Source organism: Beggiatoa leptomitoformis (assembly GCF_001305575.3).
GTDB lineage: Bacteria > Pseudomonadota > Gammaproteobacteria > Beggiatoales > Beggiatoaceae > Beggiatoa > Beggiatoa leptomitoformis.
The window spans coordinates 3,064,629-3,078,822 of the sequence record NZ_CP012373.2 but is presented as its reverse complement, the minus strand read 5'-3'; the positions used below and the strand labels follow the sequence as shown (position 1 = coordinate 3,078,822).

The 14,194-nt window shown below is 41.1% G+C and carries 16 protein-coding genes; 11 read left to right on the top strand and 5 right to left on the bottom strand.

Going from position 1 to position 14,194, the window contains the following annotated elements:
• Nucleotides 1-284 precede the first annotated feature (284 nt).
• The 3 genes from ileS to AL038_RS12925 all read right to left on the bottom strand — a co-directional run bounded on the left by ileS (nt 285) and on the right by AL038_RS12925 (nt 4,715).
• Entirely contained in the window at nt 285-3,116 is a 2,832-nt protein-coding gene (ileS, locus tag AL038_RS12935) for an isoleucine--tRNA ligase (RefSeq protein ID WP_062153435.1), read from the bottom strand.
• A 247-nt stretch (nt 3,117-3,363) separates the two neighbouring features.
• Nucleotides 3,364-4,161: a zinc ABC transporter permease subunit ZnuB gene (gene znuB, locus AL038_RS12930; RefSeq protein ID WP_201800090.1), complete on the bottom strand. Its 798-nt coding sequence runs from the start codon at nt 4,159-4,161 to the stop codon at nt 3,364-3,366.
• A 26-nt stretch (nt 4,162-4,187) separates the two neighbouring features.
• On the bottom strand, nt 4,188-4,715 hold the full coding sequence (locus AL038_RS12925; protein WP_083991523.1) for an OmpA family protein: 528 nt from the start codon (nt 4,713-4,715) through the stop codon (nt 4,188-4,190).
• A 309-nt stretch (nt 4,716-5,024) separates the two neighbouring features.
• Here AL038_RS12925 and groES point away from each other — a divergent pair, with 309 nt between their 5' ends.
• From groES to AL038_RS12910, 3 genes are all read left to right on the top strand, one after another.
• Nucleotides 5,025-5,336 (top strand): co-chaperone GroES, encoded by a 312-nt coding sequence (gene groES / locus AL038_RS12920; protein WP_062153431.1) that lies wholly within the window; start codon nt 5,025-5,027, stop codon nt 5,334-5,336.
• Between the two features lie 56 nt (nt 5,337-5,392).
• Nucleotides 5,393-7,024, top strand: a complete 1,632-nt coding sequence (gene groL, locus AL038_RS12915) for a chaperonin GroEL (RefSeq protein WP_062153429.1) — start codon at nt 5,393-5,395, stop codon at nt 7,022-7,024.
• An 86-nt stretch (nt 7,025-7,110) separates the two neighbouring features.
• Nucleotides 7,111-7,509 (top strand): hypothetical protein, encoded by a 399-nt coding sequence (locus tag AL038_RS12910; protein WP_062153427.1) that lies wholly within the window; start codon nt 7,111-7,113, stop codon nt 7,507-7,509.
• 284 nt (nt 7,510-7,793) lie between these two features.
• Here AL038_RS12910 and AL038_RS12905 read toward each other — a convergent pair whose 3' ends face one another.
• Complete coding sequence (locus AL038_RS12905) at nt 7,794-8,483, bottom strand: hypothetical protein (protein ID WP_145917107.1); 690 nt, start codon at nt 8,481-8,483, stop codon at nt 7,794-7,796.
• On the opposite strand from AL038_RS12905, the gene AL038_RS18960 reads away from it, so the two are divergent.
• Complete coding sequence (locus AL038_RS18960; RefSeq protein WP_145917106.1) at nt 8,475-8,666, top strand: DUF2442 domain-containing protein; 192 nt, start codon at nt 8,475-8,477, stop codon at nt 8,664-8,666. The genes AL038_RS12905 and AL038_RS18960 overlap by 9 nt on opposite strands.
• Here AL038_RS18960 and AL038_RS12895 read toward each other — a convergent pair.
• A protein-coding gene (locus AL038_RS12895; protein WP_201800087.1) for an IS5 family transposase occupies nt 8,622-9,370 on the bottom strand; the annotation gives its coding sequence in 2 pieces (ribosomal slippage) (nt 8,622-8,956 and nt 8,956-9,370; 750 coding nt in all). The two genes, AL038_RS18960 and AL038_RS12895, sit on opposite strands and share 45 nt — an antisense overlap.
• Before the next feature lie 185 nt (nt 9,371-9,555).
• Here AL038_RS12895 and AL038_RS12890 point away from each other — a divergent pair.
• The 7 genes from AL038_RS12890 (at nt 9,556) to rsmD (ending at nt 14,172) form a co-directional block, all read left to right on the top strand.
• Nucleotides 9,556-9,849, top strand: coding sequence for a helix-turn-helix domain-containing transcriptional regulator (locus AL038_RS12890; RefSeq protein WP_145917105.1), 294 nt, complete (start codon nt 9,556-9,558; stop codon nt 9,847-9,849).
• Nucleotides 9,850-9,881: 32 nt separating this feature from the next.
• Nucleotides 9,882-10,630, top strand: a protein-coding gene (locus AL038_RS12885; RefSeq protein ID WP_201800089.1) for an IS5 family transposase whose coding sequence is annotated in 2 segments (ribosomal slippage) — nt 9,882-10,296 and nt 10,296-10,630 — 750 coding nt in all. Because the reading frame shifts where the segments join, the coding sequence is not laid out codon by codon here.
• A 305-nt stretch (nt 10,631-10,935) separates the two neighbouring features.
• Nucleotides 10,936-11,082 carry a hypothetical protein gene (locus AL038_RS12880; RefSeq protein WP_161575467.1) on the top strand — a complete coding sequence of 49 codons (147 nt, stop codon included), beginning with the start codon at nt 10,936-10,938 and terminating at the stop codon, nt 11,080-11,082.
• Nucleotides 11,083-11,377: 295 nt separating this feature from the next.
• The gene (locus AL038_RS12875; protein WP_062153421.1) at nt 11,378-12,364 is read left to right on the top strand and encodes an aldo/keto reductase; all 987 of its coding nucleotides are present in this window, start codon (nt 11,378-11,380) and stop codon (nt 12,362-12,364) included.
• A gap of 233 nt (nt 12,365-12,597) precedes the next feature.
• Complete coding sequence (locus tag AL038_RS12870) at nt 12,598-12,855, top strand: hypothetical protein (protein WP_062153419.1); 258 nt, start codon at nt 12,598-12,600, stop codon at nt 12,853-12,855.
• A gap of 78 nt (nt 12,856-12,933) precedes the next feature.
• On the top strand, nt 12,934-13,593 hold the full coding sequence (locus AL038_RS12865) for a hypothetical protein (RefSeq protein ID WP_062153418.1): 660 nt from the start codon (nt 12,934-12,936) through the stop codon (nt 13,591-13,593).
• A gap of 15 nt (nt 13,594-13,608) precedes the next feature.
• Complete coding sequence (rsmD, locus tag AL038_RS12860; protein ID WP_236839389.1) at nt 13,609-14,172, top strand: 16S rRNA (guanine(966)-N(2))-methyltransferase RsmD; 564 nt, start codon at nt 13,609-13,611, stop codon at nt 14,170-14,172.
• The last annotated feature ends 22 nt before the right edge of the window (nt 14,173-14,194 follow it).

Genomic DNA, 14,194 nt, shown 5'->3' with positions numbered 1-14,194 from the left:
AACGCAACTTAAAAAGCAGCTTAATGTAGGGTGGAATAGCGTAGCGTATTCCACCATAAAACGCCAAAAATAGCTGAGTTTATGCAGAAAGCTTGCACTGTTGTGGAATACGGCTTGCGCCTATTCCACCCTACAAATAATCATTTTAAAGTGCGTTAGCTATAGCATAGTAGTTAAAAGATGTGTTTAAAATAAGGCTTATTAATAGCAACCTTTTTTACTGCTTTCTAGTCAAAATTAAGGGACAGATACGATTCTCTGTCCCATTTTTATATCCCACTCAACTACGCATAAACCCGCTTTTCTCCAGCACCTGCCACATTCTCTACGCACCGACCGCATAAATCGGGGTGTTCTGCATGACTACCAATATCATCACAATAATGCCAACAACGGACGCATTTTTTATGACTCGTTGGACGGGCAACGATAGCAAAGCCTTCTCCATCTACTGCCTCCACAGGTTTCGCACTGCGCGGATAAACCGTTGCACAAGAGGTAATAAACGCAAAGCGTAATTCGTTTTCGACAGCGGTTAGTTGCGTGTATAACTCACCATCACAGTAAATATCGACTTCCGCTTCTAACGAAGCCCCTATTTTGCCCGCAATCCGCAATTTTTCCAGTTCCTTACCCACAAAATCACGCACCGCAAAAATGTGTTCCCATGCTTGCGCATTAACCTTAGCATCAACAGCTAACGGAAATAACCCTGTGTACCATGTTTCTAACTGCACAGATACACCGTGTTTACCGGGAATGTGTTGCCAAATTTCATCAGTGGTAAAACTTAAAATCGGTGCAAGCCAACGGGTTAGTGCTTCAACAATATGATAAAGCGCGGTTTGTGCCGAGCGTCTGCCTATACTGTTGGTTTGCATTGTGTATTGACGGTCTTTAATAATGTCTAAATAAATCCCGCCCATCTCCATTGCGCAAAAATGGTGAACCGTTTGATAAATAATATTAAAGTTATACTCTTCATAGGCTTTAATAACGGTTTGTTGCACTTGATAGGCACGGTCAACCGCCCAACGGTCTAACGCCAACATATTTTCAGGGCTAACCATATCAATCTCAGGGTTAAAGCCATCCAAATTAGCCAGTAAAAACCGTGCAGTATTGCGTAAGCGGCGGTAGGCATCCGCAATGCGTTTTAAAATTTCGTCAGAAACCGTAATTTCTCCACGATAATCTGTTGCCGCCACCCAAAGCCGTAAAATGTCCGCCCCTAAACTCTTCATAATTTCTTGCGGTGCAATGACATTGCCCAACGACTTGGACATTTTCCGCCCTTGTGCATCCACAGTAAAACCATGCGTCAACACGCCTTTATAGGGGGGCGCGCCATCACGCATCGCAACAGAAGATAAAATTGAAGAATGAAACCAACCGCGATGTTGGTCTGAGCCTTCTAAATACAAATCTGCAGGCATGGTTAATTCAGAACGGGTTTCTAATACTGAATAATGGGTTGTGCCTGAATCGAACCAGACATCCAGCGTGTCCGTAACTTTATCGTAGAGTGCGACATCCGCACCTAAAAAATCGGTGAGTTCTAAATCAAACCACGCATCTATGCCCGATTTTTCCACCAATTGAGCAACTTTTTCCAATAATGCTTGGGTTTGTGGGTGTAAATCGCCTGTTTTTTTGTGGATGAAAAGCGTAATCGGTACGCCCCATGTGCGTTGACGCGAAATACACCAATCAGGGCGATTCGTTATCATCCCTTCAATCCGTTGTTGCCCCCAATCGGGCGTAAACTGTACGGTTTTAATAGCACTAAGCGTTTGCTCACGTAACGATTTCTTATCCATGCTAATAAACCATTGCGGGGTTGCACGGAAAATAATCGGGGTTTTATGTCGCCAACAGTGAGGATAACTATGTGTAATCCGTTGTTCATGCAACAATTTCCCTTGTGCTTTTAACACTTCAATCACATGAGGGTCGGCTGAATAAACGGATTCACCCGCAAAAATTGGCGTATCAGGTAAAAATTTGCCTGAACCATCAACAGGATTATCAATAGGTAAATGATATTTTTGCCCGACAACATAATCTTCTTGACCATGACCGGGTGCGGTATGTACTGAGCCTGTACCTGCTTCGGCTGTAACGTGTGTACCTAAAATAATCGGTACTTGGCGGTCATAGAACGGATGTTGTAATAAAATCCCTTCTAAGTCAGCACCTTTACAATAAGCAACAACATGATATTGTTCAATGTTATAACGCATCATAGTCGCGCTTAACAATTTTTCAGCAATAATCAGGCGTTCCTTGCCATATTGTCCTTCGCATTGCACCAATGCGTATTCAAATTCTGGATTAAGCGTTACGGCTTGATTGGCGGGCAATGTCCATGGGGTGGTTGTCCAAATCACGACGGAAATTGTGCCACTGCCGTTATGCTCAGGTACATGATGACAGCGAGACAGCAATGCAGGCTCATCTAAAACAGTAAAGCGCACATCAATCGCAAGAGAGGTTTTATTTTCATGTTCCACTTCTGCTTCAGCAAGGGCAGAAGCGCAATCGACGCACCAATGCACAGGTTTAAAGCCTTTATAGACATGTCCTGCATCAATAATTTTACCCAGTGCGCGAATAATGTTCGCTTCGGTTTGGTAATCCATCGTCAAATAAGGATGTTCCCAATCGCCGATAATGCCTAAGCGTTTAAAGTCTTTGCGTTGATTATTGATTTGTTGTGTCGCGTAATCGCGGCACTTACCGCGAAAAGCCCGCGCTTCGACTTTGTGTCCTGCTTTGCCGAATTTTTTTTCTACTTGTAATTCAATGGGCAATCCGTGACAGTCCCAACCCGGAATATAAGGCGCGTCATAGCCCGCCAGTGTCCGTGCTTTGACTATAATATCTTTTAAAATTTTGTTGACAGCGTGACCAATGTGAATATCACCGTTAGCATAAGGAGGGCCATCATGAAGTATAAACTTAGGACGACCTGCACTTGCATCACGAACCAGTTGATATAAATTAATATTTTCCCACTGTGCCAACATCTCAGGCTCACGCTGTGGCAGATTTGCTTTCATGGAAAAATTGGTTTTTGGTAAATTCAACGTATCTTTATAGTCTTTCACTGTCATTTCGTCACAACCAGTAGGGTGTTTATAGAAAAGTTTTTATTGTATTGGATTTTGTCAATAACTTATACCGTCGATTTTTGTCGTTTACCATTCAAGGTGACGCGGATGCGTTATAAACATTGATGAAAAAGTGATAATTTCTACGCAATTTTACAACTTCTTAGAAAAGATGGAGTTTTACGCACTAAATAGCCAAGTTACTATTTTAAATAGCTTATGTTTAGCACTATTTAATCCATGACCCGCTTTAAACAATTCGCCCTTTTGGTAAAAACAATGTCAACATAAACATTGCGGTTGCCGTTACAACAACTGAGGGGCCTGTCGGTGTATCCCATTGTAAAGACATAAAAACCCCACCTAAAACGGCCAAGCAACCCAATACGCTGGCAATAATCGCCATTTGTTCAGGTGTACGGGCAAACCAGCGTGCGGTTGCGGGGGGAATAATTAATAAAGACGTAATTAATAAAATACCAACCACTTTCATGGCCACTGCAATGACTAACGCTATCATTAACATCAAAAATAACCGCACCCACACCACAGGCACGCCTTCCACTTCTGCCAGCTCTTCATGAATCGTGATAGATAACAAAGACTGCCACAGCCAAACCGTTCCCAACAAAACCAAACTTCCCCCACCATAAATCCAATACAAATCGCTTTGCGTCACAGCTAACAAATCACCAAATAAATAACTATATAAATCAATCCGTACACCGTCCATAAACGCAACAACAACCAGCCCAAGCGATAACATGCTATGCGATAAAATCCCCAATAATGTATCGGTTGTTAATCGCTTTTGTTGCTGTAATAAACTGAGTAATAAGGCAATTAATAAACAAATACTCATCACCCCAAGATTTAAATTAACCTTAAACAAAATTCCCAAGGCAATCCCTAACAAGGCAGAATGTGACAAAGTATCGCCAAAATACGCCATGCGTCGCCAGACCACAAAACAACCCAAAGGGCCAGCAATCAAAGCAACGCCAATACCACCAATAAGTGCACGCCATACAAAAGTTTCTATTATCATGATTTATTTCACATAAACTTTAAAAGTTATTTCTTTTTTTGATAAGGAATATCTATAACGTTAAGAATAATAATTTCTACCCGCCGATTTTTCTGTCGTCCTTCAAGCGTTGCATTACTCGCAATGGGGCTGGCTTGTCCAAAGCCTTCGGTCACGATTTTATTCGCGTCAATACCACGCGCAACCAACGCCAATTTTACCTGTTCAGCTCTCTGCTTAGATAACCACAAATTGTAACCTACCCCTCCACTACTATCTGTATAACCATCAATCGCAATATTACCGTCAGAATTTTTTTTAATTGTCTCCGTTAAGGCATCTAAAATACCACTTGCTTCAGGCGTTAACGCCGTTCCATCTGCCGTAAAATAAACCGACTCTAACACCAACAATAATCCCTTATCTGTCTGATGAGGATGTAAAGTTTGAAACTGCGATTGAATCCACTGCCAATTCAACTGACTGCATCCTTGAATCAAACCAAATAATACAATTAACCCAACGAGATAACTCAATCGCCGTTCAATATCCTGATAGATGAACCTGTTTTTCATAACAATAAAACTCGCTGAAATAATGTTGCATCAAGTAAGAGAAGATAAAAATTTAATTTGCATAACATAATGTTTAATAAAGCTATTCTTACTAATCCCACCAACCCACTCTATAAATAACATACTGATTCTACACCATTTACACTATCAGCCGTCAATGTATTCTATACAAATTTGTCATACTTTATTCCCTTGAAATTCGAATTTATTCCCCTATTATTAGCACTCGTTACAGGTGAGTGCTAAACTCATCACATCCGTTTTAATTTTTACTAACAATTGTCATTTCGTATTGAGGAGATATTGACTATGCAAATCCGTCCTTTACAAGACCGTGTTGTTATCAAACGAGTAGAAGAAGAACGTAAAACCGCTGGTGGCATCGTCATTCCTGACAGCGCGACAGAAAAACCTATTCGAGGCAAAGTCTTGGCGGTTGGTAACGGTCAAATCTTAGAAGATGGCAAAGTCCGTCCGTTAGATGTCAAAGTTGGCGACATCGTCCTGTTTGGCAAATACTCAGGCACCGAAGTCAAAATTGGTGATGAAGAAGTCGTCATTATGCGTGAATCCGACATCATGGCAGTTTTAGACGAAAAGAAACACGCCAAAGCCGCGTAATCTACTTATAAACTTCAATTACACCAACTATATACCGTATTCATTAAGGAAACATCATGGCAGCAAAACAAGTTTATTTCTCCGACGAAGCCCGTCAATCCATGCTCAGAGGCGTAAACGTCCTCGCTAACGCCGTTAAAGTCACCTTAGGGCCTAAAGGGCGCAACGTCGTACTAGACAAATCTTTTGGCGCACCCACCATCACCAAAGATGGTGTTTCCGTTGCTAAAGAAGTTGAATTAGAAGATAAATTTGAAAACATGGGCGCGCAAATGGTTAAAGAAGTCGCCTCCAAGACTTCCGACATCGCAGGCGACGGCACCACCACAGCCACCGTGTTAGCCCAAGCCATTCTTATCGAAGGCATCAAAGCTGTGACAGCGGGCATGAACCCGATGGATTTAAAACGCGGTATCGACAAAGCCGTGATTGCCTGCGTTGCAGAATTAAAGAAACTCTCCAAACCCTGCACCGACAACAAAGCCATTGCCCAAGTTGCCACCATATCCGCCAATGCCGATGAAGCTGTTGGACAAATCATCGCCAAAGCCATGGACAAAGTTGGTAAAGATGGCGTAATCACCGTCGAAGAAGGTTCAGGCTTAGATAACGAATTAGACGTTGTTGAAGGGATGCAATTTGACCGTGGTTATTTATCCCCCTACTTCGTCAATAACCAACAATCCATGAGTGCCGAATTAGAAAACCCCTTAATTCTCATTCATGACAAAAAAATCTCCAACATTCGTGAAATGTTGCCCATTTTAGAAGGCGTTGCTAAACAAGGTCGTTCTTTACTCATTGTTGCTGAAGACGTAGAAGGCGAAGCCTTAGCCACCTTAGTCGTCAACACCATACGCGGTATTGTCAAAGTTGCCGCTGTTAAAGCCCCCGGATTTGGCGACCGTCGCAAAGCCATGTTACAAGACATCGCCATTCTCACAGGCGGTACCGTCATTGCCGAAGAAATTGGCTTAAGCTTAGAAAAAGCCACCTTAAACGACTTAGGCACAGCCAAACGCATCCAAATCACCAAAGACAACACCACCATCATCGACGGTGCTGGTCAAGCCAAAGAAATCAAAGCCCGCGTTGAGCAAATTCGCCAACAAATCGCCGAAACTTCTTCCGATTATGACCGCGAAAAATTGCAAGAGCGCGTTGCTAAATTAGCGGGTGGGGTTGCTGTGATTAAAGTCGGTGCAGCCACTGAAATTGAAATGAAAGAGAAAAAAGCTCGCGTTGAAGATGCCTTACACGCAACCCGCGCAGCCGTTGAAGAAGGTGTTGTCCCCGGTGGTGGTGTTGCCTTAATCCGCGCTCAAAAAGCCATTAAAGACCTGAAAGGCTCAAACAGCGACCAAGACATGGGTATCAACATTGCCCGCCGTGCGATGGAAGAACCTTTACGTCAAATCGTTGCGAATGCAGGCGGCGAACCCGCTGTTGTATTAAACAAAATTGCTGATAGCAAAGATAACAACTACGGTTACAATGCATCAAATGACGAATTTGGCGACATGATTGACATGGGTATTCTTGACCCAACCAAAGTCACCCGTTCCGCTTTACAACACGCGGCCTCTATCGCAGGTTTAATGATTACGACTGAAGCGATGATTACTGAGTTACCGAAGAAAGAATCCGCGATGCCTATGCCCCACGGCGGAATGGATGGGATGATGTAATCTCGAGGTTTTTGGGGTTAGATTGAAATTTAAAGGGGCGAGAAATCGCTCCTTTTATTATCACTTTTACTAGAGGATGTGTATATATGTATAGTAATAGTATATGTAGTGACAAATTTGAGTTTCTTATCAAGAATGACAAAAAAACACATTATTGCTTATTTTTAAAATCAAATAGCTATTATGCTCATTTTTGTTTTGTGCATTGCTTTAGCAAATGTTCTCTTGAGGGCTTTGAGTTTAATTTTAAAGGAAAACATATGTGGATTGTTCAGCAGATACTGATAAGTAAAGAACTTTTCTACAATGTGGATACTAATACTCTATTCGATCGTTCTGATATAAAAGAATGGCATGAGCAGATTACTCCTTCTATGCGTAATTTGTTGGCAGAGCAACCAATAAATGAGCAAGATAAGCAACATACTGAAATGGATAACAGAATAAAAGAATATATAGAAAAAGAGTATCCTGAAACGAAATAAATAGGATAGGTCTTTCAGGGCAGCGTCATGCACTAGTTTGATCCTCTCCATTTTGCTCGTTACCAAGCTCTGCTTGGTAATGCCTGCCTTGCAAGCTCCGCTTGCCGAATACAAGCATACTTAGAGATTGAAGCGTTCAAGTACCAGCCAAGCAGAGCTTGGCGAGTAGGCATTACCAAGTGAAACTTGGTAACGAGTAACCTTGGAAGATTTATTAAGTTTGGAAAGTGCGTTGCCTTAAGTTTTTGCTGTGGGATGTGGCGGAGTGCTGCATTCTATCAGACTTACAAAATCGGTGGCTCCCACCATAAACTTGCGAAAGCAATACCAACGCTACAGGCATTTGCGAATAACAACCAAAAGAATGTTTTTCTATTAAAAGATTGTTTGAAAACATGTTTTAAGATATAGCCTTCTAATGCGACATTGACTAGACACGCCAGCACAAAACTCGCTCCCCATCCCACAGGGTTAAACGTGCCCCAATGAAAAATATAATTAATAATCATCCCTGGAAATATCTCCCACACTATACCCGATAAGGGAATTAAGATAATTCCTAATATGCTCGAAGCGGCATTCGCGACAATGTCAGCCAACAAAGCCAGTGGCAGCGAAAATTTAAACACGCCACAGATAACAATGAGTTCAACAAGCAATCCTAAGCCGATAAATTCCAACGACATTAACCGTTCTTCAAGATAAAGCGCAGGCCACACCACATCCGCAGACACTGAAAGAGGCATTAAACACAGCAGCAGTAGGGCGGAGTAGAAGAACCTGTTAGAAAATGTTTTCATTTTTGCCGTCGTTGGGTTAGCCTCAACATATTGCTCGTTACCAAGCTCTGCTTGCCGAATACAAGCAGACTTAAGATTGAAGCGTTCAAGTGCAAGCCAAGCAGAGCTTGGCGAGTAGGCATTACCCAGTGAAACTTGGTAACGAGCAAATAGAGGTTTTATAAAATGCTCCAAATTATTGATGTAGATTATATAGAAGATTTTAGACTAGCCTTAGCGTTTAGCGATGGTTTTGAAGGAATTGTCGATTTAAAAGATATTTTTTCTAGTCATCCCTTTAGAGCCTGTCATCAAATAAGAAGGGTTAAAGGTTCAAGCCAAAAGAATCAAGGTAGAAGCCAAATAAACCCCACTTAAGAAATTCCTAGCGCGTTTATCATATCGTGTAGCTATGGCGCGGTATTGCTTTAATTTACCGAAGAAATGCTCGATTAAATAACGTGCCTTATAAAGGACTTTATCATAGTCAGGTGGATTTAAACGATTTTTCCTGAACGGAATCACAGGTTCTATGCTTTTCTGTTTTAAAACATCTCTAACCCGTTCATCAGCATCATAAGCCTTATCAGCCAATAAAGCGTTTGCCTTTATCTGAGGAATAAGAGCATCAGCCCCTTCAAGGTCGCTTGCCTGTCCCGCAGTCAAAAAAAAAGGGTCGGATTGCCCAGTGCGTCAACAACGGAGTTAATCTTGGTACTTAAACCCCCTGCGCTACGTCCAATGGCTTCATCTGCACCACCACCACTACTATGTTGATGCGCTCTAACTATTGTGCTGTCTATCATGGCATATTCATTATCGGCATCGGCACTTAGTATCTTGAAAACACGTTCCCAGACACCTTTTTTAGACCAACGACTGAAGCGGGTATGGACGACACGGAAATCACCAAAGCGTTCGGGGAGGTCGCGCCAAGGAATGCCACTGCGATAACGGAATAGAACAGCATCAATAAACAAGCGGTTATCTTTAGCCGTCATCCCGACATGTCCTTTACGCCCAGGGAGTAGCGGTTCTAGTTTTGACCATTGTTCATCGGTTAAGGCATAGCGACGACTCATTGTTTTATCCTTGGCGATATCTGGGTATATATTTATAATATAACACTTTTTACTATTTGATGACACGCTCTAATACGTTTGTAAATCAGTTTTTAAATTTTTCTTTGACAAATGGCACATTATGCTGGGGTCATGATACTTATATAAATCCTAACTATTTAAAAGAAATAGCTATTTCTCATATTATGAATAAAATTTATATTAATCCACATGACCCATTAGCAATTATTACAGCCGCTTTTCAAGATTCTTTAATAGAAGATGACCCCAGTATTTTACAAGCGGCTTTAAAAAGTTATGCAGACCAGATAGGAATGTCTTCATTAATTAAAGAGTCAGGAATTAAAAGCCGTTCTAGTGCTTATAAATCGCTGGCTTCTTCAGGTTCTCCTAAATGGGAAACTATTGTAAAAATCGCGCATAGCATTATACAAATCGCTAGGGCGTGTCATCAAATAGTAAAAAATGTTATATTATAATCATATACCCAGATATCGCCAAGGATAAAACAATGAGTCGTCGCTATGCCTTAACCGATGAACAATGGTCAAAACTAGAACCGCTACTCCCTGGGCGTAAAGGACATGTCGGGATGACGGCTAAAGATAACCGCTTGTTTATTGATGCTGTTCTATTCCGTTATCGCAGTGGCATTCCTTGGCGCGACCTCCCCGAACGCTTTGGTGATTTCCGTGTCGTCCATACCCGCTTCAGTCGTTGGTCTAAGAAAGGTGTCTGGGAACGTGTTTTCAAGATACTAAGTGCCGATGCCGATAATGAATATGCCATGATAGACAGCACAATAGTTAGAGCGCATCAACATAGTAGTGGTGGTGGCGCAGATGAAGCCATTGGACGTAGCGCAGGGGGTTTAAGTACCAAGATTAACTCCGTTGTTGACGCACTGGGCAATCCGACCCTTTTTTTTTGACTGCGGGACAGGCAAGCGACCTTGAAGGGGCTGATGCTCTTATTCCTCAGATAAAGGCAAACGCTTTATTGGCTGATAAGGCTTATGATGCAGATGAACGGGTTAGAGATGTTTTAAAACAGCAAGGCATAGAACCTGTGATTCCGTTCAGGAAAAATCGTTTAAATCCACCTGATTATGATAAAGCTCTTTATAAGGCACGTTATTTAATCGAGCATTTCTTTGGTAAATTAAAGCAATATCGTGCAATAGCTACACGATATGATAAACGCGCTAGGAATTTCTTAAGTGGGGTTTATTTGGCTTCTACCTTGATTCTTTTAGCTTGAACCTTTAACCCTTCTTATTTGATGACAGGCTCTAATATGTCAAATCAGCCTCCAACTTTATCAACGGGTCAACAAATGTTAGGAGGCAACCCTCCAAAAATGTTTGGTCCTTTGGGATTGAAATAACACAATAAAAAATGTGCAAAAAACATTTTTTTGATACAGAATAGAGACTTCATTCAAGTTATTTCAACAAAGTTAAACCGCTTTCAATGCCTTGCGTCCATTCAGTAATTAACTAACGGGTTGTTATAGCAAATTGATAGCATCTAACCAACTATTCCGAAGAATTAGAAGGATAAAGGATGATGGACATAACGGGTGGCATTGTTCTCTTTATTATTGGATTTGGAATGATTGGGTGGAGTGCGTACTTCGTTTTCAAGTCTAAGGAGGCGTTAAAATGGCTGACGACAGAGGGTACAATGAATTCCTGCGAGATTAAGAAATGAGTTACTACTTATCATCATGATTTTTTAAGAATATCAATGACGATTTTGAGTACGCTAGATTATTGCAAAACCAACTCTGCTGACCGCTTTATGCCGTTTACTGGGGAGAACTTTCTGATAGGACAATTTAATTCTCTCGGAGATTCTTCTATTTCTTCAAGTTTTCTTATTTTAATTTTACAATTCCTTTAGTACCACCAAAATAAATAGTAGATTGTAACAAGAATTCATCTTGATTCTTTTCATAAAGCGTATAAACTACACCGTATAGTTTACTTTTATTAAGGATAGTATCATGGAACAAAGAAAACTAGGTAATCAAGGGCTTGTTGTTAGCGCAATGGGTTTAGGATGTATGGGGATGAGTGAGTTTTATGGCGACACAGATGATAATGAATCGCTAAAAGTTATTCAGAGCGCGTTAGACAACGGCATTACCCTGTTAGACACGGCAGATATGTATGGCGGTGGACATAATGAAGAATTAGTCGGTAAAGCGATTAAAAACTGCCGCGACAAGGTTATCATTGCGACTAAATTTGGTATCGTGCGTGAAAAAAACAGCACCTCACGGTCAATTTGTGGCACACCTGATTATGTAAAACAAGCCTGCGACGCAAGTTTGAAACGCTTAGGGGTAGAAACCATTGATTTATATTATCAACACCGTGTGGACTTGACTGTTCCTATAGAAGACACGGTCGGTGCGATGGCGGAATTAGTCCATGCAGGAAAAGTGCGCTATATCGGCTTGTCAGAAGCAAAAGCAGAAACCATCCGCCGCGCTCATCAAGTTCATCCACTAACCGCATTGCAAACAGAATATTCTTTGTGGACACGTGATATAGAACAAGAAATATTGCCCACGCTGCGCGAATTAGGCATTTCACTTGTTGCTTACAGTCCATTAGGGAGAGGCTTTTTAACGGGAGCAATTAATTCCATTGATGCGTTGGCGCAAAATGATTTTCGTCGTTTTAATCCACGTTTTGAAGGCGATAACTTCGGCAAAAATAAAAAACTGCTGGATGATGTAACCCAAATCGCCACTAAACTGGGTTGCACAACCGCACAACTCGCTCTCGCATGGGTACTGGCAAAAGGTGAAGATATTGTGCCAATTCCCGGAACAAAACGATTAAAGTATTTACTGGATAATATTAATAGCTTAAAAGTAACACTGACGGATGAGCTGATTAATGCCTTAGAATCCATCATCCGTCCTGAAAAAGTGCAAGGCACGCGCTATCCCGCAGAAAGAATGAAGATGTTGAATAATTAAAAACAACCTGTTTTGTTAAACCGCTGTATATATTGCCTTTAATAAATTTAAGCCATTAACACGGATAGCATCGTTTTGAACGGTGTTATCCGTTTTATTTTTGTAAAAAGATACCTTGCTGATTTTTACCCTTAACATGACAAAATGACTGGTATAATCGCACCAGATGCCTAATGGTTAGGTATTCGTCTGCTAATCATGTGGATGCAGAATGCAACATTGGATAAAACAATATGTTGACCGATAAGCAAAAATTACAATTACGTGCTTTTTTAAAAAGTCTTAGTGCAAAAGATGCCGCCGAATTACAAGGTAAAGTCTATGCTGACGTGCAGTTAGGGCAGTTTGAAGAGTTTCTAGTAAAATTAACGGGCAGACCCAAACCCGATGCGATTCTATACGTACAAAAGCTAGGCAAAGATTTTCCTGTAAAAGGCAGTACTGACCACGCTATCGAAAATATTGTGAATCGTCTAAACGACTATTACTAAATACCTTATAATGACCTGTTATCTGCTTACGCTAACAGGTCTGTTTCTGATGATTCTTTTTGCCATTCATTGCCCATTATGCACACCAATTTCCTGATTTTTTATAATGATGATGGACGACGTTTTTCCGTTAAAATTCTTCGTAAGTCAGAAAATTATGGAGATGATGACGCATTAACCTATTATGAAGATGAACCCAGTTTAGAATTCTTTGACGCAACGGGGTTTGAAGCCTTTTCTGATGAACCTATTCTTGGTTATTTCACAGGTATTCGCTGTTTAATCAGTGAATTATTCATTGATGCACAAAACCGCCCCACACAGTTGACAGAAAGCTTTGCCGTCTGGAACATTTCCGAGGCAAATTTAACAACCGTGCATCATTGGCTACTAAAACATCTGACAGAACAAGAAAGAAATTTTGTTCCGTATGCAGAAAGAGAGGCAACGGATATTGTCCCCCCTGCCATAAAACTATCTTCTTTTGACAGGGTTATGGATGAAATCAGTCCTGATGCAAGCGTGTGTGTCCCTTCAATCCCCAGTCCAATGATTGGCAATAAAACTAATAGTAATAATATGATACAGCAACAGTTAGCGACTGCTTTACATGCCCTAGATATTGCTGAAACCACCGAAACATCATGGAACACAGGTACAATTCAAGCACGTTTGCACATTATGGCGGCAAAAAAACATATTTTACAAACTATTGCATTATTAATCACTAAAAAATAAATGGCAAAATTAACCATGACTGCCCACAAACAACCGACAGGCAAAATTCGCATTATCGCGGGGGAATGGCGTGGACGTAAATTATCCGTATTAGATAAACCTGACTTACGCCCCACCGCAGATAGGGTACGAGAAACGTTATTTAATTGGTTAGCCTTGCGTCTGCCTGCTAGTCGCTGTTTAGATTTATTTGCAGGAACAGGTGCATTAGGGTTTGAAGCGGCTTCACGTGGTGCGCAATCAGTGGTTTTGGTGGAGCGTGAACGCGATATTGTTCATCATTTGCAACAGCAGGCAAGCGTATTTAATGCTAAACAAGTAGAAGTTATTCAAGCAGATGCGTTGCGTTATTTAGCCAATCAACCGACACCATTTAACATTGTTTTTCTTGACCCCCCATTTAGCAGTGATGTACTAACCTCTTGTTTACAGACTTTAACAAATGGCTGGCTTGCACCAAACGCTTTGTTATATATAGAACAGTCGCGTGAAACAGTCATGCCCGATTTACCACAAGGTAGTACGCTGATTAAACAGTTAATGACTAAACAAGTTTGTGCGTCATTGATTCAATTCTAAAACTTAATATAAACCTTAATAA

Excerpts from the sequence above, each read along its gene's own strand:
- ileS (WP_062153435.1), bottom strand. The coding sequence starts at position 3,116 with ATGACAGTGAAAGACTATAAAGATACGTTGAATTTACCAAAAACCAAT.
- znuB (WP_201800090.1), bottom strand. The coding sequence starts at position 4,161 with ATGATAATAGAAACTTTTGTATGGCGTGCACTTATTGGTGGTATTGGC.
- AL038_RS12925 (WP_083991523.1), bottom strand. The coding sequence starts at position 4,715 with ATGAAAAACAGGTTCATCTATCAGGATATTGAACGGCGATTGAGTTAT.
- groES (WP_062153431.1), top strand. The coding sequence starts at position 5,025 with ATGCAAATCCGTCCTTTACAAGACCGTGTTGTTATCAAACGAGTAGAA.
- groL (WP_062153429.1), top strand. The coding sequence starts at position 5,393 with ATGGCAGCAAAACAAGTTTATTTCTCCGACGAAGCCCGTCAATCCATG.
- AL038_RS12910 (WP_062153427.1), top strand. The coding sequence starts at position 7,111 with ATGTATAGTAATAGTATATGTAGTGACAAATTTGAGTTTCTTATCAAG.
- AL038_RS18960 (WP_145917106.1), top strand. The coding sequence starts at position 8,475 with ATGCTCCAAATTATTGATGTAGATTATATAGAAGATTTTAGACTAGCC.
- AL038_RS12890 (WP_145917105.1), top strand. The coding sequence starts at position 9,556 with ATGAATAAAATTTATATTAATCCACATGACCCATTAGCAATTATTACA.
- AL038_RS12880 (WP_161575467.1), top strand. The coding sequence starts at position 10,936 with ATGATGGACATAACGGGTGGCATTGTTCTCTTTATTATTGGATTTGGA.
- AL038_RS12875 (WP_062153421.1), top strand. The coding sequence starts at position 11,378 with ATGGAACAAAGAAAACTAGGTAATCAAGGGCTTGTTGTTAGCGCAATG.
- AL038_RS12870 (WP_062153419.1), top strand. The coding sequence starts at position 12,598 with ATGTTGACCGATAAGCAAAAATTACAATTACGTGCTTTTTTAAAAAGT.
- AL038_RS12865 (WP_062153418.1), top strand. The coding sequence starts at position 12,934 with ATGCACACCAATTTCCTGATTTTTTATAATGATGATGGACGACGTTTT.
- rsmD (WP_236839389.1), top strand. The coding sequence starts at position 13,609 with ATGACTGCCCACAAACAACCGACAGGCAAAATTCGCATTATCGCGGGG.